Source organism: Paenibacillus taichungensis (assembly GCF_050994985.1).
In the GTDB taxonomy this organism is placed as follows: domain Bacteria; phylum Bacillota; class Bacilli; order Paenibacillales; family Paenibacillaceae; genus Paenibacillus; species Paenibacillus taichungensis.
In genome coordinates, this window is record NZ_CP194720.1 from 5,452,557 (window position 1) to 5,475,449 (window position 22,893).

A 22,893-nucleotide genomic window follows, 5' to 3' on the forward strand; every position below is an offset into this window, starting at 1 on the left:
AAAGAAATTCGCCGAGGCACATCACAAACAAGCGGGGGATGATCTAAGATCTCCCCCGCTCCGAATGGTGCCTCATTTGGTCGCCGGGCTGTCCTTCTTCTTCTTTTGGACAGCCTGCCACATACGCGCAGCTACGCGCTCGCGGATCAATGCCAGCCCTGCGGTGGCAGGCACGCCTGGCAGCAGCGCCGCCAGTTCTGGCGTTGCCGGGGGTTTCCCCGGCTGCGCCAGCCGCACCTTCACGGCGCCAAAACCAGGCCCCGGCTGGTGCATGGCGCCGTCCGCGGCTGCCTCGGCGATCCACTCGCCGACGGCTGCGCCGCCTTCGCCACCCCGCGCCTGCGGGCGGCCGGCCGTTTCGGCTGCGCGGCCGGGGCCGCTGGGATCATGGGCGAGTTCCTCCGCCCATGATCCCAGCACGCCGGCGAGCAGCGCTTCGCGCGGCAGGCCGGCGTGCGCCAGCTGCAACAGCGGCTCGGCCGCGAAGCGCGCGGCAACGGCGCGCTCAGCGGCCGAGGCATGCGCGCAGCCCGGGCGGCCGCAGGTGCACGCCGCTGTGCCGCCAGCGCTCAGCGAGCTGCCAGCGGCTGTGCCCGGCACGGCCTCGCTTCGCGCATGCTGCGGCAGCAGCCCGTCGAGCTCCGCCGGGGCAGGGCCGCCGCGCAGCAGCGCGTACAGCGCCAGCGGACGCTTGCGCAGCTGTGCCAGCACAGTCTCGCGTTCAGCTTCACTGAGCTGATGCAGCGTGCCTGTTACCGTGAACAAGCCTTCGGCTGATTCGGTCTTGCCTGCGGCTGCTAATGCCTCTTTGTCTGCATTAGCAGCCGCACTTACTTCTGCTTTCCATCCACCGGGGGACATATGCAGCTCTACATTCCATTTTTCGCTCACATCAATCCCCCTTCCTGTCACTATATTTTGCATGTACTATTTATCTCGCAACCTACAGCCATGTCTCGCCCTGAAGCGAGATCAGACCGCGCAGCTCATCATCCGACATCTCGGTCAACCAGTTCTCACCGGAACCGACCACCTGCTCAGAAAGCGCCTTTTTACTCTCAATCAGCTCATCAATCCGTTCCTCCAGGGTACCCTGACAGATCAGCTTATGCACCTGTACGTTTCGATTCTGCCCAATTCGGAATACCCGGTCTGTTGCCTGATTCTCCACCGCAGGATTCCACCACCGATCGTAGTGAACGACATGACTGGCACGCGTCAGATTCAGGCCTACACCCCCGGCACGAAGAGACAGGACGAACAAGGATGGGCCCTCCCCTTTTTGGAAGGTTTCCACCATATCATCCCTTTGTGACTTCGAAACACCACCATGCAGGAAATACGGTTCTTCCTCATACCGCTGTGTAAGCCTGGATACGAGCAGTTCTCCCATCGCCACATACTGAGTGAAAATCAGCGCAGACTCCCCATTGTCACGGATCGCATCCACCAATTCCAGCAAACGTTCCATTTTGCCGGATGCCTCAGCTTTACCATGTTCCTTCCGGCTGCTGTCCGCCAGCACCGGATGATCACAGATTTGCTTCAGCTTGGTCAGTGATGACAACACAATTCCTTTACGGGCGATACCGTTTCGTCCATCCAATCCGCCCATCAGATCATCCACCACCCGCTGATACAGAACGGTCTGCTCTGGTGTCAGGGAACAATAGGATTTCAGTTCCAGCTTCTCCGGCAGATCCTTGCGGATATCCGGATCACTTTTCAGTCTGCGCAGCATAAAGGGCGATACAAGCCGATGAAGCTCACGCAAAGAAGCTGCATTTTCTTCGGATGGGCCCAGTCCGGTATAGCGCTGGCGGAATGAAGAAGCCGTACCCAGATACCCCGGATTAAGGAATTGGAAAATGGACCACAGCTCGCTTAGTCGATTCTCCACTGGCGTACCCGTCATCGCAATGCGATGCGGCGTAGACAGACGCATGACGCTTTGCGCTTGCTTTGTGCGGTAATTTTTAATATATTGCGCCTCATCCAGCACAACGGTAGACCAGTGCAACGAAGCCAGATCCGGGCCATCCCGGCCAGCCAGATGATAGGTCGTCAGCACAATATCATGGGACTGTGCTTCTGACTGGAAGGCATTGCCGTGCAACCGTTGTCCGCCATGATGAATATATAACGACAGATTCGGGGCAAACCGCTTCAGCTCACGCTGCCAGTTCCCAAGCAGCGAGGTAGGGCACACAATAAGTGCAGGCAGATGCGCATCATGCACGTGCGGCTGTTCACCGTTCGCAGACTCTTCTTCCATCCTCATAAACGCTTCGTGCTCACGTGCTTCCTCCGCGGCAGCTTGCTGTTCCTCATGTTTCAAGTCCAGCAGGCAGGTAATAACCTGTATCGTTTTCCCCAGCCCCATATCATCGGCAAGACATACTCCGAAACCAAGCTCACGCATGGCGGATAACCATTGGTACCCCCGCTCTTGATAGGGTCTCAACTCACCATGCAGCTCTCCCGGAACCTGCCGAGGCTCAATACTGCGGAGCACCTGTCCGTCGAGCAAAAAGGACAGCAGCCCCTCGGATTCCGCACCAAAGACGGAAAGCCCCTTCCAAGCGGTATCTTCGCCTTCTTCAGCTGCCAGATGCAGCCATTCGGAGAGTGGCATATATTGTTCTTCTTCTTTTTTCATATAACGCAGTACCTGACGAATCTCTTTTGTATCCACTTCAATCCATTCGCCACGGAACATCACATAAGGTACCGTTGCTTCTGCAAGCGCAGCCAGCTCCTCCGCCGTAACCGGTTTGCCGTCCAGCATCGGTTCTGCCTTAAAGGCAACCAGCTGCTCCATACCCAGTGAAGACGGGGCCCCAACCGGTCTTTCTATTCCCCGATTGAGCATCTGCAGACGTAGTCCAGCGCGGCGTTTCCCTGCACGGCTCCAGCGGGAAGGCATTAACACGGTTACGCCCGCCTTCTGCAGACGAGGCACAGCGTAGGTCAAAAATTCGAAAAAGGCTTGCTGTTCCAGTTTCATTCCTTCCGGTCGTGCATGAAGAAGCGCCGTTTCCAGCTCCGGTGCCAGTTCTGATGCATGCCCCAGCGCCATCAGGAGCTGTTCTGCAGCTGAAATATAACGTACTTTGCCTCGGTCCAGATCTCGTTCCGGATGAGCCCAGATCGTGCGTGCAGGCAATCTCAGGCCAGATTCCTGCACACTGTCTGCCCAGAAGGTAATCCCCCACAATGATTCATGATCACCAAGGGGCGGTTCCAGCCGCAGTACCAGTTTCAACTCACCTTCCGTGGGAGCCGTTTCTTCACTGCCTACCACGGGTTTCGCAGTACCGCCAGCTTCTTGCAGTGTTCCAATGAGTTCTGCCATTTCCTCCGTAGGTCCCTGCACCGTCACCGGGCGGAACATCGAGATCAGACTATTCCACCACAGCTCTGCTACCGGAGAAGACCCACGCCGAAATGGCGTGCGGTAACGAGACAGCTCACTGTCCATGCTTTCCATCTCACCCGTAACAACCGCATGGATCATTCCGCTCATAAATGAAAATAATACGGCCGCTCCCGCTTCCTCCCGTGATTCCGGTTCAGAAGATGCGTATGCTCCGGGAGCAGACAATCCGATCGGCGGCATAGATTCCGCCAACTCCCGGAATCGTTCTACATCTGCTTCCTGCAACAGACGTGGACGCCATACGCCTGTCAACGTTTCCTGTCCGGTGCGACGACGCGCCCCCGTCTTGGCCGCAAACTCAGCGGACGGAGCAAATTCTCCGCGCAGCAGCAGTTCCTGTGTAAACTGTGCTGCTTTTACCCAGTATCGAATCTCTTCTCCGGCCTTAATTCCTGCCGCATTCAATATACTGTCGTCCCAATGGAGCAGCAGCTTGAATGTATCTTTTGGCGAGATTGCGAGCCCTTCCAACGTCCGTCCGAGCAATTGACGTCGCTTCGTACCCTTCGCTTCCGCGGCATTACGCATCGGATTGGGCCAACGAAGCTCCGCAAGGCGCAGAGCGGCAGGCTGAAACAGACGACCCCCGTCGCCAAAATTCAGCTTCCGTACCACGTGGCTCCACGCATCCACACGTGGTTCCGATGTTTCACCGGAAAAACAAAAAAATACGTCACCAAGCCATACTCCATACAGCGATTGCATCATTACAGTCTCCCGTCATCCCTTCGCATTGTTACTCTCCATCATATACGAAAATGCTCGGATTTAAAAACTTTTACGGATAAAAAGTGCTACATTACTTCGAAAAACCATCTTCAAACCACTTCATACTATATTATGTATGCCTGTTAAAAGGTGAAACACACCGCTTCATTGCATTCAAGGATAGGGTGATCACAATAAAAAATGCCCCTAACCCCCACGAAGGGGTAAGGAGCATTATCATAAGCAAGCGGATATGTGCTTTGTATATAACATTTCAGCGTGCGTTTACTACGATTTGGTTAAATTACCGAGCAATACATCCAAATTAAGAATGCCAGCTTCATGATCGTCATTGTGTGCGATTTCCTTGAATATTCCCGTTGTGTAACGACGATATTCTTCCGTAGGCTCTTCAAACCGATCATACATCACCACGGAATCCACGGAATCGACGACGAGCGGTACATAATCGTCGTGATAAGGCACAACAATGATACGCGTGGAAGGTGTAGTCTCCTCGTCAGGCAAGCCGAGCAGGACGCGTACACTCACAACAGAGACCACTTTGCCGTACAAGGGCGTGAAACCCTTAATCTCAGGACTGCCAAAAGGAACGGTGGTTACCGGGAGCATTTTAATAATTTCATGAACTTCATCAATTCGAAGCGCACAAATCTGATTTCCGACCGAGAAATTAATGTATTGAATTTGAACTTCCTCATCCATAGATGTTTTCATACCCTTCTTGTTTTCAATTTCAATAGAAGCTTTTTATAGTCATCTTGATCATGAATAATTACATTTCATGTTGCATTCTCTGTGTTTATATCGGTTGACGGGAGAAAAATTTTTACCCATTTCTTAATATGGAGATACTATCGTCAGAAATAATGGCAGAAGAGAAGATAAAAAAAGAAAAACGCAAACAGAACCCCAGTAAACTGGAGGTTTGTTTGCATTTTCTAAACGTATTTTTCAGCTCAAATGATCACTTCTAATACAAATGGCATGCCACCTGGCGTCCTGGTGAAATCTCCCGCAGCTCCGGGATAACAGAGCGGCATTCGTCCTTCACATACGGACAACGAGTATGAAACGTGCAGCCGGAAGGTGGATTTTCCGGATTGGGCACATCGCCGCCCAGGACGATTCGTTCCTTTTGCACATTCGGATCAGGAACCGGAACAGCGGACATCAATGCTTTGGTATATGGATGCAGTGCTTCGGTAAACAGTTCGGAAGTGGGCGCAAGCTCGACCACTTTGCCCAGATACATGACAGCCACACGATCACTGATGAACTTAACGACAGACAGGTCATGAGAGATGAACATATACGTCAGTCCGAATTGTTCCTGCAGATCCTGCATCAAGTTCAGCACCTGAGCCTGAATGGACACATCCAGCGCTGACACGGGCTCGTCACACACAATGAATTTGGGATTCAAAGCGAGAGCACGGGCTATCCCGATCCGTTGCCGTTGTCCACCCGAGAACTCGTGCGGAAAGCGATGTGCCTGATAGGGGGATAATCCGACCACTTCCATCAGCTCTTCGATTCGGCTTTTCAACTCGTTTTTTTTCAGATTATGGTGGGTGAGCAGCGGCTCCTCCAGTGTGCGCTGTACCGTCCAGCGCGGATCCAGTGAGGCGTATGGGTCCTGGAACACCATCTGCATATCCGTACGGAAACGGCGAAGCTCTTCTGGCGGAAGCTTCCGTACATCCTTTCCTTCGAAGAACACCTCGCCATCCGTCGGCTCAATCAGACGCAGGATGGCACGCCCCGTGGTGGATTTTCCGCAACCGGACTCTCCAACCACAGCGAGTGTTTCCCCGCGCTCCACAGACAGCGTTACACCATCGACGGCTTTGACGGCACCGACCTGTTTGGAAAACAGGCCCTTGCGGATAGGATAATGCTTCTTGAGGTTTCTGACTTCCAATATCGCACTCATATAATCCCCTCCTGTTGCAGCAGACAGCGACAGCTATGACTTGGTGCTGTCTCCAGTAATTCGGGTTGTATCGTCTCGCACCGTGCTTCCTTCACCGGGCAACGAGGAGCAAAGCGACAGCCGGACGGCATATGGGCGGGATTCGGTACCTGACCTGGAATGGATTGAAGACGATCCTGATCACCCGCAAGCTGTGGCAGCGAAGCCAAAAGACCGCGAGTATATGGATGCTTGGGATCGGCAAAAAGGGTTTTGACATCCGTCTCTTCCACCACTTGCCCGGCATACATCACCATGACGCGATCACACATCTCAGCTACAACACCAAGATCATGAGTGATCATCATGATTGCCATATTCTCCGTCCGCTGGAGGTCACGCATCAAGTCCAGAATCTGTGCCTGGATGGTCACATCCAGGGCTGTTGTTGGTTCATCTGCAATGAGCAGCTGCGGACTGCATACCATCGCCATGGCGATCATCACCCGCTGGCGCATGCCACCTGAGAGCTGGTGCGGGTATTGTTCTGCAATTTTGTCAGGACGGGGAATGCCGACTTTGCGAAGCATATCAACCGACCGTGTCCAAGCCTCTTTTTTGCCCAGCTTCAGATGGTATCGTGCCGCTTCCGAGATTTGTTTGCCGATTTTGAATACCGGATTGAGTGAGGTCATCGGCTCCTGAAAAATCATGGCCATTCGGTTACCCCGAATTCGGCGAATTTCACGCCCGGACAACTTAAGCATGTCTTTCCCTTGGAAACGGACTTCACCTGACGCCACGCGGCCGATCTTTTTGGGGAGCAACTGCATGATTGATAATGATGTAATACTTTTCCCGCATCCCGATTCTCCGACAATACCCAGCGTTTCACCCTGCCGTATGGAAAGGCTGATCCCGTCCACGGCGCGTATCACACCTGCATCCGTAATGAACTCTGTCCGCAAATCCGAAACTTCGAGCAGTTCAGTCATGTTGTTCCCCTCCCATGCCTTTACGTTCTGAACCTTTAGCTTTGCTCCTTCTAAAAAAATTAACGCTTGGACGTCGTGGCTTCTTCGGAAGCCGCACCATTCGAATTCTTTAATGACGTCTCATCTTCCATACCTTCCACGCCCAAATATTTAAGCGCGCTCAACGCGTACACTTTGGCACACTGGATAATCTGCCATACGGGTGCTTTTTCGTTAAAATTGTGAATCGTGGACAGCTCTGCCGGACCATATTGCAATACCGGAATCTGATGATTACGGAAGTGGCGGGCATCGCTGGATGCCCATTGCAGCACACCGTACGCCTCTTCACCACTGACTTCGCTGATACTCTCCACCAATTGGCTCACGATTGGTTCATGCGCTGGAGTCCAGTTGGCATTGCCCTGGAAGCCGAACGGCTTCAGCTCTGATTCTATTCCTGCTTCAAGCAGAAGCGAGCGAGCACGGTCCAATACATCGCGGTAATCCACACCAAATGGAACGCGGGAGTCCACCTGAACAGTGCAGCGATCCGCTACCACATTCACCTTGGTTCCACCCTGAATTGAACCGATATTCACTGTTACATGGTCGAACACCTGATAGGCCAGACCCGCCTTCTCCCGATCACGCGCATATTCCTGCGAGATGCGGATAATATCCTTCACCTCTTCCGGGATGTCCGGCTTGATGTCCCATAGACGCTGCAATGCTTCAATGCCTTTGGCTGCCTTCACAATCGCATTATCGCCTACAATGGGTTGAAGACTGCCATGACCCGGTGTACCTTCCACCGTAAACTCAAACCAGCAGCTCCCCTTTTGTCCAATGGTTGGATGCTGCGGGCTGGATGGCTCTGCAATTACCGCGGCAGTTCCGGTTGCAAGTCCACGCTCCAGAACCCATGGTACCCCCAGGTCACCGCCTGTCTCTTCATCCGGAACAATCATCAGCGACAGATCTCCGCGCAAAGGCACATTCAACTTTGCCAGAATAACCGTTGCAAAGATCAGGCCCGCAAGCCCACCTTTCATGTCAGATGCCCCGCGTCCAAGCATATATCCGTCCTTTATTTCACCGCAGAACGGATCAAAATCCCAACGGGAAAGATCACCGGCTGGCACAACGTCGGTATGACCACATAAAATCAGATGTTTGTCTGACTTGTCCGTCCCTTCTCCATTCAACGTGGAGATCAGGTTAAACATCGTTTCCGTTGCCGCATGTACTTTGGTGTCGATTCCGGCCTGATGCAGATATTCGATAATAAAAGCACTAATCTCACGCGAATCCCCTGGAGGGTTCTCCGTCGGAAAACGAATCAGTTGTGAACAGAGCTCCAGTAATTCATTCTGGCCTTCCTCGATTGCATCAAGTACCTTCCTTTTCCAATCCATCCTGTTCAGGCTCCTCTCAATATGGGCTGTATTGTGGTCAGTACGAATTGTCAGAAGACAGGCATGACTGCCTGTCCCCCAAATCGTCCGTTTTTACTGCTCCTTGCTAAGTGGGTAGAAACGCAGAACTTCATCCGGGTAATACACGTATCCGCTGACCTTGTTATTCATGCCGACAACCCGGTTGTATTCGTATAGATACGCCCATGGCGCTTCTGTCGTAATAATCTCCTGCGCCTTCATGTATAGCTCGTTGCGTTTCGACTGATCCGGTTCGGCGCCTGCTTCTTCCCACAGTTTGTTAACTTCCGCATTGTTGTAATGAATGTAGTTGGAAGAGCCTTCACCATAGAGCAGGAAGCCCAGATGGTATCCAGGATCGTTAACAAAAGAAGTCCATTTGGAAATGTAAGAGACTAAATTCCCGTCTTTTTGCTGTTCCAGGAACTGCGCACGAGCAACTTTGTTAATGTTCATTTTGACACCGATCTTGGCCAGTTCTGCTTGAATCAGAACCGCATCATATTCCCAATCGTCAAAGCCCGAACCGAGGGTAAAGTCAAAGCTGAACCCTTCCGCATACCCTGCTTCTTTCAACAATTCCTTGGCTTTGTCCAGATTGTACTCGTACACATAGCCTGCATCCGTAAAACCTGGTGTGTTGCTCGCTACAGCACTCTTCATCTCTTTGGCCTGACCATACATGACATCGTTGATCAATTGGTCATAAGGAATCGCATAGTTGATGGCCTGACGCACTTTTTCATTATCAAACGGTTTGACATTGTTGTTCATCGCGAAGAACAAAATGCGATTACTCGCATTCGACTTGATGGTCAAATTACTATTCTCCTGCAAAGCTGCAACATCTTTTGGAGGAATCTCGATCGCCATGTCCACGTCACTTTTGTTGAGCAGCAGCACACGGTTGGAGGCTTCCTTCGTGAATTTCAGCGTGACTTTGCTAAGTTTCGGTGCTCCCTGCCAGTAGTCGTTGTTGGCCTGGAAGACCGCTTCACTGGCCGGGTCCCATTTTTCAAGTGTAAACGGGCCTGATCCCGCAGCATTTGTTTTCAGATAATCGTCACCTTTTTCCTCGACGAGCTTCTGGTCCACAATGGAGAAGGTATACATGGCAATGATCTGGGTGAACATGTGGTTTGCTTTATTCAGTACGATCTCAACGGTGGAGTCGTCCTTGGCGGTCACGCTCTTGATGTCGGCCATTCCGTATAGAAAGCTGCCGGAGCTGGACTTCGCCACACGGTCAAAAGAGTACACAACCGCATCCGCATTGACCGGATTTCCACTTTGGAATTTCAGACCGCTTTTGATTTTGAATGTATACGTTGTATTGTCAGCAGACACTTCCCAGCTCTCGGCGAGCATCGGCTGAATATCCTCCGTGTTGGCTACATCAGCACCATCTACCGTTTTGACACCATAGGTTACCAACTGGTCATAGGTTGCCAGTACCAATGTATCCGAGGTCAGGTCATTCGCCTCCGCCGGGTCCATCGTAGTTCCACCCTCAGAGTAAGCAACCGTCAGTGTTGGCGCAGGTTTTGTTTCCCCTCCTGAGCCGGATGCCGCAGGCTGCTGATTGGCATTGCTGGCACAGCCACCGAGAACAACGGTAAGAGCAATCATTGCAGAAAACCATTTGAGCTTTTTCATTATTAGTTTCCTCCCCTTTTTGAACCAGTCTTATGATGCGATACTGTAAAACGTTGCAGCTTTTATTAGACAAAGTGAATGTGTGGGCCAATACCCCGGAATGTAACTAACTCATATTCCTGATACCAACCGCAGCAGCTTTCAATCTGCCTACTGACGGTGATGGAACCTTGCATGCCATTATTCCAAGGCATTCCCCGCAAATCGGTTCCCCCAGCCAGCTATCTATGAATCGGTTCTGTAGAGGCAGATGGTAACCCACCCCTATTTTCCCGAACGCAACCTTGGGTCCAGTACATCACGGAAACCATCTCCGAGCAGGTTAAAGCCAAGAATGGATGTGGCTATAGCCAGTCCAGGGAATGTCACGAGCCACCATTGTCCGGAAATGATATACTCCCGACCTTCAGAGATCATGGCTCCCCACTCGGCTGTAGGCGGTTTGACGCCAAGACCGAGAAAGCTCAAACTGGATGCCGTCAGGATGGCAAAGCCCATACCAAGCGTGGCTTGTACCAACAGCGGTGCCAAAGCATTCGGCAAGATGTGGCGAAACAGAATCACTCTGTCCCTCACTCCAATGGCTCTGCTGGCCTCCACGTACTCCTTTTCGCGCAGGGATACGGTCTGCCCATACATTAATCTGGCAAATTCGGGAATACCCACAATCCCTACAGCAATCATGGCACTTGTCAGTCCGTTGCCGATGGAAGCTGCAATTGCCATGGAGAGTACCAGCGAGGGAAATGCAAGCAATACATCCATCACCCGCATGATGATATTGCCAGTACGTCCGCCGTAGTAAGCAGCGATTCCGCCCAGCGGAACCCCGATGACAAACGAGATACTGACGGCAATCAAGCCTGTCCAGATGCTGATTCTGGCTCCATACAGAACACGACTCAGAATGTCACGACCATAGTTATCGGTACCGAACCAGTGACCACCTGATGGGGATTCCAGCTTCACAGCCGTATTCGTCACGTACGGATCATAAGGGGCAATCCAGGGGGCAATAGCTGCGATGATAGTCCACATCACGATAAAGGCTAGACCAATTGCAGCGAGCCGATTGCGGAGCAACAGTCTCAGAAAGGTTTTGGGTTTGGGAACAACCGCTGGTGCAGGTTTGGTTCCCATGGAAGTCGGTGCGGCAGTACTCACAGCGGTACTCCTCCTTTCGCGGCGACCCTATTCATAACGGATTCGTGGATCAATCAATCCATAGACCAGATCCACCGCCAGATTTATAAAGCTGAACAGAATGGCACTTACCAGTGTGAATGCCTGAATTGGTGCATAATCGGCAGCCAGAATCGAATCTGTCACATAACCGCCGACGCCAGGCCAGGAAAAGATAGTTTCCGTGATTACCGCACCACCGAGTAATCCGCCAAACTGCAGGCCAAGAACGGTCAACGTGGGAATCAGAGCATTGATCAGGGAGTGTTTGCCGACGACCGCGGTTTCGCTCAAGCCCTTGGCTCGTGCGGTACGTACATAATCCTGTCCGATGACTTCCAGCATGCTGGACCTTGTCATACGCGCTACAATCGCCATTGTCCCTGTGCTCAGGCAGATGGCCGGAAGCAGTAAATGAGCAAGACTGCTTTTGAGTGCAACCATATCTCCGGTCATCAGACTGTCTACCACGTACAATCCGGTAATATGCGTCGGTGGATTGAGGTCTCCGCTGATGCGTCCCATTGGAGCTGGTGCCCAGCCGAGGATGGAATAGAAGATGTAAATAAATAGCAGTCCCAACCAGAAAATCGGTACACATGCTCCAATCAGTGAGAACACCCTGGAGATGTGGTCGATAAAGGACTCTTTTCGAGTTGCAGCGATAATGCCTACCGGAATTGCAACACAGATGGCTATAATCACACTGGCCAATGTCAGCTCGATGGTTGCCGGAAAGCGGGTAGCGAAGTCACTTAGCACCGTATGACCGGTATGGTAGGCAAATCCCAGATTCCCTTGGAGCAACTGTCCCACGTAACTAAAAAACTGTACAAATAATGGCTTGTCCAATCCCATGTCCATTCGGATTTTGGCGATGACATCATCCGTGGCCTGTTCGCCAGCCATGACAATGGCGGGATCTCCCGGAAGAACGCGGGATAGGATGAAAGTAATCACCACAATGCCGATCAGCGCCGGAATCATCTGCAGCAGCCTTCGGAGCGCGTAAGCAAACAATCGATCAACCCCTTTAACTCTGATGTCTCACTTGCTGTTTTACGGTTCTCTGTGGACGGCTCAGTCTTGAAAACTTATCTGTTTATCCGTCTCTTCTTTGTAATTGTGCTTATTTTACCTAGAATCCGAGCGTCGAACTACGTCCCTTTTAGCTAAAAAAAAGCACAACCGTTTGTCGATTGTGCACTAATGTCTCCTATTAATGTCATGTTAAATTACACCATAAGACATAGTTCGCTATTTTTCGACCTATATCTACCATAAAGTTCATTGTTGGTATTGCTGTAAAAACAATTGTCCGATTGGCAGGTCCTACACCTCTTGTTTATCCTGCTTCATGTAGTAATACACAAGACACAGATGACAGACAAATTGTTCACGCGGATGATTCAGGTCGAAGCCCGTAATGTCCCGTATTCGCTCCAGTCGGTATTTCACAGAATTCCGATGAATATAGAGGCGGTTTGCTGTCTCGATCAGGCTGCCACGGCTCTCCAGATAATAAAAAAACGTACGCAGCAGATCCCCACCGTGTTCATCATCATAAGCACGCAATTTCCCCAGTTTCCGCTCAAACAATGCCGCAAAACCCGGATCATCCGCCGTTTCGCTAAGCAAATGATATACCTCCACATCCTCAAACCGGGTTGTACGCCCACCCGACAAGCGTGAGGATACCAGCAGGGCATTTCTGGCCTCACCATAGCTTTGATGCATATTCCAAAGTGGAACCTGAGTGCCCACGCCTGTCCTGAATTGTCCAAGCTTGTTGGCCGGATCTTCGAGCCATAGTCCAATGGTATCAGACCAGGATTGAACGTCATCCATCCATGCCGCATCCCGAGACTCCGGGGTTGGCAAAAAGAGCACCGCCCTGTTTGTCCGAAACTCAATATGAGGCGCTACCCTCCGTTTTCTGGCCTCCTGACCAAGTAATTCAGTCAATAGATCTTCATCAGGAGCAGTCTCCCCTTCCATCACAGCTACTTCCCATAAATGCTCTGGGTTCATGCCAAGCTTGCGGCCTCTCGATTCGGCTTCATGTGGCAACAGCAGAGGCGGTGTCAGCAGTTCGTCAATGAAATTGCCCCGAAGACGCAATTCGGTATCTTCCGCCACCTTGTTTCTCATCAATTCCAGGGATAATACTAATTTGGCTTGCTCAATGCCGACTTGTTCCATTTCATCCAGGGAGTCCTTGTCCACCAGCAATCGGGCAACCTTCCGCCGATCCAGATTTATCTCCCATACGAGTGGGTCCACAGCTTCTTTCCAGTCATAATCCGGCGGTGAGGACACAATCATCTGACCAGCATTGTCGATAACACCCACAGGTGCCTGAAGCAGCTCGGCCACATTGTCCCCCACCGCCTGAATTCCACTGTTTTCAAGTACCATGGTCATCAGTGTCCGATATACTTCCTCTGACCTGCGGAGAAGTGCGGCCTGTCGATCCAGCACCAGTTCCATAACAGGTTGCGTAATATCCATGTAGGGTATTTCCGGAGGAATTTCAATGATGGGCAGACCGCAGTTATTACTGGCTGCAACGGCTTCCTTCGGGATTTCTTTGAGAAAACGCGCAGGCTTGATAGCCAGAGCAGCCGCCCCCGCTTCATTAAGGGTATAGATTAGTTCTCCGAGCAAGCCGGGATTATCACGAATCGAATAGGCTGTCGTCAGCATAAGCATGCCTTCTCGCAACCATCCTTGCAGATCCGGCACCTCCATAATATCCACGAACCGTACAACCCGATCCAATCCTTGGTGCCCACTAATGACTTTGGCCTTGCTGAGTATAGGAATATTCAACAGTTCTTTCAATGTTATACCTGTCGTTTTCAAGCCTATCGACCACCCTGAGCCAGATTTGCAAATCATTTTTGCATACTGTATCTAATTTTTTTGGATAGTTTACCAGACTATCTGATCAAAAAAAACGGGAATTTCTGTGATATCCGTAAGTTATAATTTAATTTCATAAAATAAAGTAATCATAATTCGTTGTTAGTAGCAGTTCATAACACAAAAAATAAATTTATTACTTTATCGCTTCACATTAGAAAATCAGAAAAGTTATCCCCACACTCCTTGCAGATCAACGCCATGCTATTCCAAGAGTCCGATAACCTTATCCAACGCAAATAACGCCGGTACAGTTATACACACTGCATCGGCGTCAAAATCAAATTAACCCAAATATAAAATCATCCAATACCCACATCCGGCATTCCGTAGATCAGACATTCAACGCAGACACAGCTGCCCCTAATGAATAGATCGGGTCAAGCGCCCGGATATGCAGTTCTTTTTCCACTTCCACGGCGAAACCCATCGTTGCAAAACCGGTACACGCAAGAACGATGGACTCGGCGCCCTCCGCCTTCAGTCTTCTGGCGGCTTCCATAGCCGCGATTCGCCCCTGTGGTGTGTTGAGATCCAGCGTAGTTACCACACCTTCTGGACGCTCCATCCCAATATAGGCATCACCTAGTATTCCTCGAATCAGATGAGGCACCTCCTCTAGGATGGTCAATACACCTACACGCGCCGCTGATGTGAGTGCAAGATGAGCAGCACATGATCCTGCTCCATAGACTGGGATGTGAACTGCGGCGCGCATTTCTGCAAGAGCCGGATCGGCTGCACAACTGATACCGATAGAGGTACAGCCTTCCTGTTCGAGTTTTCGTGCCAGATCTACAATTTTGGGAATCGATTCAAGCTCTGTGGCCTGATCATATACCCCCAGCGGTTGATCGGAAATGCAGCGACTCCGAACCTGAATGCCATAACGTCCTTCAATCAGTGCCCCGTGTCTGTGGATATCTTCTTCATGATGAAGCGTAATCACTCTGATAAGACCCAACATCAGCATTCCTCCCCAGGCTGTGGATATCTTGTGCATATGTTACCCACAAACTGTTGATAGTTACCCCCAGTTATGTGGATATCTCTTTATATATTGTGAATATGTTGTGTATTTGTCCCTAAAACTACCGCGTAATTTACGCATTGGTCCCCACTGTGGATATGTTGTGCATACGCTCTCATTCACTTTTTTTTTGATCCACAAGGTTATCCCTGAATCTCCTGCTCATTATTGATCGAGCAATTCTCCCTGACGCATAATCAACACATCATCAATGTACACATCCGGCTTCTGCACAACGGCATCAATATGAACACCTGCTGCAACTGTGCCACCAAAGGTATTATTACTTCCAAAAGCAACATGAATGGTACCGTAAACTTTCTCATCCTCCAGAACAACACCTGTAATTCGAGCCTTGTCATTGGTACCAATGCCGAACTCGCCAAGAATTCGACCATCACCTTCGCCCAGCATGGATAACAGCTTGTCTCCTTCAGCGCCAGTTGCCGTAACAAGGCGGCCCTCTCTAACCGTCAATAGAACAGGTTCACCGATCGCACCTATTCCTGCAATTGAGCCATCCACCAGGATTTCACCTTCTCCAATACCTTCAACGGGGGCGATGTAAGCTTCACCGGAAGGCAAATTGCCGGACTCACCTGGATTGAGGTACATACCTGTGCTCGGCACGCCGTTACGTCCCTGAATCGAGAACGACAGCTGGTGTCCATCTTTCTCGATACGGACATTTCTCCCTGCACTCAGCATGGCTGTAACCTTATCTGTCAAAGCCTTCACTTTGGGATATTCTGCGGTAATCGCACCATTCATGAACATATCATCCGTCATGCCAGGCATCGTGGCTACCCTGGTTCCAGCAGCGGCCGCTTGTTTACGAGCCTGCGTATGGGTTAGTGAATAACGCGTTACGCATACCGCGACATCTGCACACTTCATCGCTTCGGCAATCGGTGCAGGCGGCTCCTCACCAGATTTGCTTCGTTCCTTCATCACCATTAGTACCGCATCTGCTCCCAATGCCTTGCCTGCCTCATATATGGATTCGGCCAGTTCTCTCTTGGCATCATCCGCTACGACAGCCAGTGTCTCACCACTGCGAAGTCCAAGGCATTCCACCAAAACATTTTTACTGACGTCAATTCGTTGCTGATTCATTTGTTCGTCTCCTCCTGTGTCAGACCATTTCCGCTACTAGTTTACCCATTAGAGCATTCGACAAAATGACCGGGATTCCTGCGCTGGCATTGGCAACCCATTGACGGTGGCGCTCATCATACCCCATGCAATCCAGTAAAATGAGTTCAACACGCCCCTTTAATGATTCCGTCGCCTGCCGGAACTCAGACTCGCCGGATATATAAGGAGAAGCAGCGGCAAACGCAGGCTGGACCAGGGAGGAAAACTTCAAATCAAGCTGTCCCGCTTGCTCTGGCAATGGTCCGATAAGCCCCAGACGGCGGCCATCGGCCATCGCCTGTACGGCTGGCGGAATAATGCGATCAGGCTCAATAAGGTGCACCTTGGCTGAACGCAGACCCGGAAAGGAACCTGTGCACAGCAGCAGAATATTGGGAACACCTATGGCTTCGAATTCACGAATCTTTTGATTCAGCAGCGGTCTGATTTTTTCACGGGATACGATAGCGGCACTGCCATCCTGCAGACGGGAAGTCAACACATATTCACCCGGTTCCGGGGCCAGCGCAGCGATCTGAGTTGCCGACAGTCCGTCCAACACCCCGACCTGAAGGAGTTCCGCTCGTCCCTCTAGATACTTCTCTATGACAGGCGCAACATCAGTTCGCGGAGCTTGTCCAATCGTAATCATGCCAAGCTGCTTGGTCATCTTATTGCCTCCTACATATCAGATCGGCTGTAGAAGCCACGTATGTGCACAGCAGTGTTTCCATCTGCCGCTTCAACCGTGACCTTCTCGACTAAACTATGCAGACGGAGCTGCCTGGATCCCTGGGGTTTGAAGCACTTTCATTGATCCATACAGACGAGTAATCAGGTTATATTCCTCCACATTGTAGAAAGAACAGGTGCCATTCGTGAATTCCTTGGCTGTCTCCACGACCAAACGAACTGCGCTTGCAATATCAACCTCATGGCTCGCTCCTGTGCCGCATCCCGGAACTGCGGATTGAGCAGTTACTGCTACGCCTACAACAGGTGCATGTGTAGCCACAGCTGGCTGTAAAATAGAATTGATATGGTATAAGTCATTGCCGTATGGCGTAATATCCTGCGTTGTAATTGGGAAGGTCACAGGCAGCTGCCCTGTGGTCATCTCCATAATTCGGAGCAAATCATCGCTCACCCGTAAAATATATCCCTCTTTCACCGTTGGCGAAATGGCGATGCCTTTATGGTTAATCACCCGGTTTCCTTTGGTAGTATCGATGGACAAAATAGCTTCCATCTCAGGCAGAACCTCATGTTCGTTCATCTGTAAAATGTCGACCGGAGAGTCCATAAAATCAACCGGTTCATGCGAAAGAGTCGGGGCATCTGGACAGATATGCGTAGTCACAATGACATCACCTTTGAGCGAATCACCCTTGGTCTGCATATCGGCGAGTTTCAGTCCTGCTGCAACAGCAGCGACGGCGCCATCGGCATCCGAAACGAGTCCGATACGTGTTGGACGGGCGCCAATTCCACCCAGTCGTCCGACAATCCCCATGGTCGGAGCCTGCCCTCCTGACAACTTGCCGTTTGTACCAGTGATGATGATTTTAACAAAATCCGTGCTTCCCTTTTCCCCTTGTACGGTCAGTACTTCAACGGAAACCTGTGGATATTGAACAAATAGTTGCTTTACACTTTCACCATTTACATAAGCGCTGTCCAGCGCGTCCAGTGCCAATAACGTTTTTTGAAGTGGCATCGTACACATCCTCCTCTTAGCTGTTGATCTTGAGATCAAGTCTATCGCAGTTCAGAAGAGGGTCACAATGTACTGCCTTGCCAAAATGAGCATCGTTTTATTGTGCGACAAGTATAAATGGGAGTGAAAATAACGCTTTCATTCCGTTTATCTAACTGTATGTGTAATATAATTTAACATTTTATTATCGAGTACACTGAATATTGTATATTTCTTGGAACGCATACTTTGTTTTTTCACTTACCTTCTCTTCATTTGCCATTCCACAAGCAGCGAAGCTGTTTCTCCTGCATGAAACAGTGGGAATTGATGCCCATAGGGAAGTTCCAAACGTTGAACGGATGAATGGATATTTTCGGGGCGCGAGTATCCCTTATCGTTCGTCCCCCACACCATGAGTGTGCGCTGCGCATCTGCACTTGTCTGTGACACTTTATCGTTTGAATGAGACTGTATCCAGTGGAGCAAATCAGCATTCGCTCCTGCAATGCGGGGAGACTTCAAACCAGAAGAGGCTCTCCTCGCATAGCCTCCTAGCAGGGTTGGATCGATCTCCGAAGCTTCTGCTCTTTTTAACTGTCCAGCCACTTGCTGTGGAGTCATCCGAGATAACAGTCCTTGCAACATTCTTCTCGGAAACCTTGATATCAGTCGCTGCATTCCGGCCTTCGGAGTCCCCCATACAGGTTGTAGCATGGCAAGCTGGATATCTTCACGTCCACTCCCCTGCATGACCCCAGCGACTATCGCTGCCCCAATGGAATGTCCTATCAATTTGACTGGCCCTTGTATCTCATCCAGCACACTTCGCACCGCTTCGACCTGCCCTTTGAAGGCCGCCCCTTTTGCCTTATTCCGATGAACCGGAGAACGCCCAAATCCGGCTAGATCCACAAGCCATATCGGGTTTCCCGTCATACTCCATAACGCTTCTCCCAGCGGGATCATATCGTCAGCACTGCTCATCAAACCATGAACTATCACCCAGGGCTCCCCTTGACCCTCATGGACCAGCACCGCAAGACTGCCCTTACGTGTCCGAGTCCAGCTCTTAGGCAGATCCTCCTGTGAAGGATAGCTGAAACGATAATCCAAATCGGCTGTCACGTAAGATAATAATTCGCTAACTTCAGGCAACTTTTGGTCCATTCGCTGAAACAATCGTTCCGTTTGCTGAACTTCAAACTCCTGTTTGGTAATAAACGCGATTGATTCAGGCGGTATCCCGCTGATCTTTGAGCCACCAGCCTTCATCGCTGCATGAATCATGGGCAGGGGCACTGACCATCGAGGTGCAGATACATCCAACTCAGCCGCCAGTAAACGAATCAGTTCCTTCATATCCGGACTGTCCGCTTTTCTGGACAACAAGGGATATGTGCCGCCAGACGGATTGCTGTCCCGAGTCAGAAAAACAAGGGTCTGTGCAACCACATCATTGGATACAAGGGGTAGCCAGTGCTGTAGACCACCAGGAATCACCGGCATTCTACGTTTTCTCATCGCCTGTATCATCATGCCAATTCCGCCCGTTTGTTCGGTTGCCCCTGTAGGATATGGACCCACGATTGTACTTGGGTTAACAACAGATAAGACATACGAATGCTGCTCAGCATGCTGTCGAATATAGCGGTCCGCTTCGAATTTCATATGTTCATATGCACTTTCCGAATGGAACACTTTACTAATCAATGAATTCTTCCCGCTCGACTTATCCCCAACACCTTCATTGAGTGATGATATGGACGGAGAATCCTTCCTCCCATACGGACTCATAAAACCAACCACGTGGATAAAATGTCTTAATCCGTGTGTGCGCTGGATATCTTCCGCCAGTTCGGCCATGCCTCTTGCTCCATTCATAAAAATCTGTTCTGCCACCTTCGGTTGCAATGTGACATCCATCGTCCCACCTGCATGAATTATGATATTGGCCTGAAGAGCACGTTCACGATCAGCTTTGGTTAGACCGAGGCCTGGAGCTGACAAATCCCCCTGAATATACGTTATTCGGCTGAAATCCGATACTCCATATGCATTCAGAACCATCCTCGCTTTGGATTCCGAGCGTACAAGCAGTAATAACTGCGCTTCACTGTTCCCAAGTTGTTTTATTGCCTCTTTGCCTATAAATCCGGTACTGCCCGTCATCAAAATAGTGGTTGATTCAGTCGCCATGTTGTTCTTAGCTGGATTGGGGTCAGTCTCACGTTCTGCGTTTAATGATGATGATGAATTATGTATACTCATTTCTAATCTCTCTCCCTTTTTAGTATTATTCATTTTAGTACTATATAGTACTATTTTTATTCAAAAAAAGAGCTTCGTTACCGAAGCATCTGACAAAAGGTACGTGCTGATTGTTCAATAATCCCTATATCACGTGCAGTCTCCGCGAGTACAAGCGAACCCTCGAATGCAGCGATAAATAATGCAGCAGCCGGTCCCGGCTCAATCCCTTTACGAAATTCGCCACGATCCACCCCTTGCTGCAACAGCTTTTCCATCATCGGCTGCAGCTCACGAAAGAAACGGGCTATGTTTTCTTTCACTTCGGGTGCGCTGGCAGGTGTCTGCATATACAATGTAATAAACGGACAACTTCCTTTATAATCGCGCCCTTCCATGCCTGCGGACAGTAACGCCATGAACGAATAGATCCGTTCTGTGACCTCTCGTTCACGCTGACTGAGCAGCAAGTAGAGCTCCGATTCATACTGGGCAATCCAGTACTGCACCACAGCCTGGAGCAATTCCTCCTTGTTTTTGAAATGGTAATAGATATTCGATTTGGATACCCCGCTTGCCCGCACGACCTCATCCATGCTGACATAGCTGTATCCCTGACGCAAAAATAACTGAGCAGCCACTTCGACTGCCTTGGTCCGATTAACCGGATTGGAACTTTTGGATTTCACAGAACCTGAGATCGATTTTTGATTTGTCATAAATAGAACTATACAGTACTAATTAAACAAACACAAGTTATGTGGCTAACAAAAGATGATCTTTGCCCCAATTTTCTCGGACTTGTCCACATTTAGAACACTGTACTCACAGGATATCCACATATAGTATTAACTCTGTGTTAAATATATCATTGGGCCTCTAAATATGATGGGGTTATCCACATTCCAGAAGTAGTATCTCATGTTATTCTTCCGATCTTTGATAAAATAGGCCCAAAACTAAAAATAGGTCAACCAGAATAGTATTCTGGTTGACCTATTTGAGTTGACTACTCATCCAAATCATGTGCGGATGGCTCCATTAGCCTGTGGATACTAGTATGTGGATAACCATTTAAGGATGAGACAGCACTATTTTACTTATACGGATAGCTATTCCGAGTAATTATTTTTTCAGACTATCCCAGTTTTGCTGCAATGCATCAAGCAGGGCTTTTTTGTCCGATTTGCCTGCCACATATGCCTGAATCGTGCTACCAAATTCTTGTGGAACACCTTCAGGGAAACGGTTGAAGTTCCAGCTTAACGCTTTGTTTTCTTGGCTGTACTTCATGATATCGGTTGCGAGGTCACCCAGATCCTCTTCAGATGCCTGAATGGAACTGAACGCCGGGATAAACTTGAATTCTTTGGTCATATACTGTTTTCCGGTATCGGATGTCACGAGCCATTCCAGAAACTCTTTTGCTTCCGGTTTCACTTGCGAATTCTTGTTCACTACCCAGTAGTTCGGTACGCCAACAAACAATTTGTCGTTCGGTTCATTCGTGATTGGCATCGGCAGAATGCCCAGATTCAGATTAGGATCGATTCCATCAATTTGTACTTGTGTCCAGTTCCCTTGCTGCATCATCGCTGCTTCCCCACTTGCAAACAGGGTTACCTGAGTGTTGTAGTCGGTTGTGAGCGGGTTTTTGTTGCTGTATTTCAGCGTCAAGTCGAGCAGGTTCATCCAGTCCGTAAACACCTGATTGCCAGGGATTTTCTCCGTACCTTCGTTAAGACCTTGAATAAATTTCACCGGATCTGCCTGATTCGCAAATGCTACGTTTACGTTATGATTGCCGAGCACCCACCATTCCTGATATCCATTGGAGAACGGGGTAATGCCTGCGGCTTGAAGTTTCTGTGCAGCCTGATCCAATTGTTCCAGTGTCGTCGGAATTTCGGTGATGCCTGCTTTTTGGAAAAGATCTTTGTTATAAATGAAACCATAGCCTTCCAGTGCCAGCGGCTGTCCATACAGTTTGCCGTCTTTGGTCATCGGCTCTTTGGCAACATCAAGCACATCTTTTGCCCACGCTTCACCTGACAGATTTTCCAGGTATTCGAGCCATGTGTCCAGCTCACGATAACCACCAACGTTGAAAATGTCCGGTTGCTCGCCAGCAGCGAACTTGGCTTTCAATGCAGCGCCGTAGTCACTGCCGCCGCCCACGGTCTGAATGTCCAGCTTAATTCCTGGATGGGAGGACTCATATTCCGCTTTGAGACGGTTAAACGCTTCCGCAATTTCGACTTTGTACTGGAATATTTTAATCGTTTTGTCGCCTGCAGCAGCCTCTCCGCCACCTTGGGTGTCTGTGTTGACAGGACTTCCACTCTTATCTCCGTTGCCACAACCCGCAAGCATTACAGAAAAAGCAATCAGCATAAGCAACGTCAACTTGGTCATTCTTTTCATACATACACTCTCCCTATAGTAGTTTCAGTATAACAGCTTCGTTGCATTTTTTATTCGGGCCACCAAGGAGCAGCAGCGACCGAAAGCGCACATGATT

At 50.0% G+C, this 22,893-nt stretch carries 18 protein-coding genes; all 18 read right to left on the reverse strand.

The window, feature by feature from the left end:
- Window positions 1-72: 72 nt before the first annotated feature.
- Complete coding sequence (locus ACR1R9_RS24530) at window positions 73-891, reverse strand: hypothetical protein (RefSeq protein ID WP_433922451.1); 819 nt, start codon at window positions 889-891, stop codon at window positions 73-75.
- A gap of 52 nt (window positions 892-943) precedes the next feature.
- Window positions 944-4,147 carry a DEAD/DEAH box helicase gene (locus tag ACR1R9_RS24535; RefSeq protein WP_433922450.1) on the reverse strand — a complete coding sequence of 1,068 codons (3,204 nt, stop codon included), beginning with the start codon at window positions 4,145-4,147 and terminating at the stop codon, window positions 944-946.
- 288 nt (window positions 4,148-4,435) lie between these two features.
- Window positions 4,436-4,885 carry a chemotaxis protein CheW gene (locus ACR1R9_RS24540; protein ID WP_326067385.1) on the reverse strand — a complete coding sequence of 150 codons (450 nt, stop codon included), beginning with the start codon at window positions 4,883-4,885 and terminating at the stop codon, window positions 4,436-4,438.
- Window positions 4,886-5,141: 256 nt separating this feature from the next.
- Window positions 5,142-6,104: an ABC transporter ATP-binding protein gene (locus tag ACR1R9_RS24545; protein WP_063567983.1), complete on the reverse strand. Its 963-nt coding sequence runs from the start codon at window positions 6,102-6,104 to the stop codon at window positions 5,142-5,144.
- Complete coding sequence (locus tag ACR1R9_RS24550; protein ID WP_095206254.1) at window positions 6,101-7,078, reverse strand: ABC transporter ATP-binding protein; 978 nt, start codon at window positions 7,076-7,078, stop codon at window positions 6,101-6,103. Before ACR1R9_RS24550 ends, ACR1R9_RS24545 begins: the two co-directional genes overlap by 4 nt.
- Before the next feature lie 59 nt (window positions 7,079-7,137).
- Window positions 7,138-8,475 carry a M20 family metallopeptidase gene (locus ACR1R9_RS24555; protein WP_433922449.1) on the reverse strand — a complete coding sequence of 446 codons (1,338 nt, stop codon included), beginning with the start codon at window positions 8,473-8,475 and terminating at the stop codon, window positions 7,138-7,140.
- 93 nt (window positions 8,476-8,568) lie between these two features.
- Window positions 8,569-10,152, reverse strand: a complete 1,584-nt coding sequence (locus ACR1R9_RS24560) for an ABC transporter substrate-binding protein (RefSeq protein ID WP_076290573.1) — start codon at window positions 10,150-10,152, stop codon at window positions 8,569-8,571.
- A 65-nt stretch (window positions 10,153-10,217) separates the two neighbouring features.
- Entirely contained in the window at window positions 10,218-10,346 is a 129-nt protein-coding gene (locus tag ACR1R9_RS24565) for a hypothetical protein (protein WP_341143034.1), read from the reverse strand.
- A 70-nt stretch (window positions 10,347-10,416) separates the two neighbouring features.
- The gene (locus tag ACR1R9_RS24570) at window positions 10,417-11,292 is read right to left on the reverse strand and encodes an ABC transporter permease (protein WP_076290741.1); all 876 of its coding nucleotides are present in this window, start codon (window positions 11,290-11,292) and stop codon (window positions 10,417-10,419) included.
- A gap of 51 nt (window positions 11,293-11,343) precedes the next feature.
- A complete protein-coding gene (locus ACR1R9_RS24575) occupies window positions 11,344-12,354 on the reverse strand; it encodes an ABC transporter permease (protein ID WP_433922448.1) in 1,011 nt (336 codons plus the stop codon).
- A gap of 312 nt (window positions 12,355-12,666) precedes the next feature.
- Window positions 12,667-14,199, reverse strand: a complete 1,533-nt coding sequence (locus tag ACR1R9_RS24580; RefSeq protein WP_433922447.1) for a PucR family transcriptional regulator — start codon at window positions 14,197-14,199, stop codon at window positions 12,667-12,669.
- A 394-nt stretch (window positions 14,200-14,593) separates the two neighbouring features.
- Complete coding sequence (locus ACR1R9_RS24585; RefSeq protein ID WP_433922446.1) at window positions 14,594-15,226, reverse strand: aspartate/glutamate racemase family protein; 633 nt, start codon at window positions 15,224-15,226, stop codon at window positions 14,594-14,596.
- Between the two features lie 228 nt (window positions 15,227-15,454).
- The gene (locus tag ACR1R9_RS24590) at window positions 15,455-16,405 is read right to left on the reverse strand and encodes an aminopeptidase (protein WP_433922445.1); all 951 of its coding nucleotides are present in this window, start codon (window positions 16,403-16,405) and stop codon (window positions 15,455-15,457) included.
- A gap of 19 nt (window positions 16,406-16,424) precedes the next feature.
- Window positions 16,425-17,096: an AroM family protein gene (locus tag ACR1R9_RS24595; RefSeq protein ID WP_433922444.1), complete on the reverse strand. Its 672-nt coding sequence runs from the start codon at window positions 17,094-17,096 to the stop codon at window positions 16,425-16,427.
- Between the two features lie 96 nt (window positions 17,097-17,192).
- Window positions 17,193-18,143 (reverse strand): DUF1177 domain-containing protein, encoded by a 951-nt coding sequence (locus ACR1R9_RS24600; RefSeq protein WP_433922443.1) that lies wholly within the window; start codon window positions 18,141-18,143, stop codon window positions 17,193-17,195.
- A gap of 240 nt (window positions 18,144-18,383) precedes the next feature.
- Window positions 18,384-20,393 (reverse strand): alpha/beta fold hydrolase, encoded by a 2,010-nt coding sequence (locus tag ACR1R9_RS24605; RefSeq protein ID WP_433922442.1) that lies wholly within the window; start codon window positions 20,391-20,393, stop codon window positions 18,384-18,386.
- A 77-nt stretch (window positions 20,394-20,470) separates the two neighbouring features.
- The gene (locus tag ACR1R9_RS24610; RefSeq protein ID WP_175382136.1) at window positions 20,471-21,091 is read right to left on the reverse strand and encodes a TetR/AcrR family transcriptional regulator; all 621 of its coding nucleotides are present in this window, start codon (window positions 21,089-21,091) and stop codon (window positions 20,471-20,473) included.
- A 406-nt stretch (window positions 21,092-21,497) separates the two neighbouring features.
- The gene (locus ACR1R9_RS24615; protein WP_433922441.1) at window positions 21,498-22,796 is read right to left on the reverse strand and encodes an ABC transporter substrate-binding protein; all 1,299 of its coding nucleotides are present in this window, start codon (window positions 22,794-22,796) and stop codon (window positions 21,498-21,500) included.
- Between the last annotated feature and the right edge of the window lie 97 nt (window positions 22,797-22,893).

Coding starts and splice junctions, on each gene's coding strand:
- ACR1R9_RS24535 (WP_433922450.1), bottom strand. CDS start 4,147: ATGATGCAATCGCTGTATGGAGTATGGCTTGGTGACGTATTTTTTTGT.
- ACR1R9_RS24540 (WP_326067385.1), bottom strand. CDS start 4,885: ATGAAAACATCTATGGATGAGGAAGTTCAAATTCAATACATTAATTTC.
- ACR1R9_RS24545 (WP_063567983.1), bottom strand. CDS start 6,104: ATGAGTGCGATATTGGAAGTCAGAAACCTCAAGAAGCATTATCCTATC.
- ACR1R9_RS24550 (WP_095206254.1), bottom strand. CDS start 7,078: ATGACTGAACTGCTCGAAGTTTCGGATTTGCGGACAGAGTTCATTACG.
- ACR1R9_RS24555 (WP_433922449.1), bottom strand. CDS start 8,475: ATGGATTGGAAAAGGAAGGTACTTGATGCAATCGAGGAAGGCCAGAAT.
- ACR1R9_RS24560 (WP_076290573.1), bottom strand. CDS start 10,152: ATGAAAAAGCTCAAATGGTTTTCTGCAATGATTGCTCTTACCGTTGTT.
- ACR1R9_RS24565 (WP_341143034.1), bottom strand. CDS start 10,346: ATGCCTTGGAATAATGGCATGCAAGGTTCCATCACCGTCAGTAGGCAG.
- ACR1R9_RS24570 (WP_076290741.1), bottom strand. CDS start 11,292: ATGGGAACCAAACCTGCACCAGCGGTTGTTCCCAAACCCAAAACCTTT.
- ACR1R9_RS24585 (WP_433922446.1), bottom strand. CDS start 15,226: ATGTTGGGTCTTATCAGAGTGATTACGCTTCATCATGAAGAAGATATC.
- ACR1R9_RS24590 (WP_433922445.1), bottom strand. CDS start 16,405: ATGAATCAGCAACGAATTGACGTCAGTAAAAATGTTTTGGTGGAATGC.
- ACR1R9_RS24595 (WP_433922444.1), bottom strand. CDS start 17,096: ATGACCAAGCAGCTTGGCATGATTACGATTGGACAAGCTCCGCGAACT.
- ACR1R9_RS24600 (WP_433922443.1), bottom strand. CDS start 18,143: ATGCCACTTCAAAAAACGTTATTGGCACTGGACGCGCTGGACAGCGCT.
- ACR1R9_RS24605 (WP_433922442.1), bottom strand. CDS start 20,393: ATGAGTATACATAATTCATCATCATCATTAAACGCAGAACGTGAGACT.
- ACR1R9_RS24610 (WP_175382136.1), bottom strand. CDS start 21,091: ATGACAAATCAAAAATCGATCTCAGGTTCTGTGAAATCCAAAAGTTCC.
- ACR1R9_RS24615 (WP_433922441.1), bottom strand. CDS start 22,796: ATGAAAAGAATGACCAAGTTGACGTTGCTTATGCTGATTGCTTTTTCT.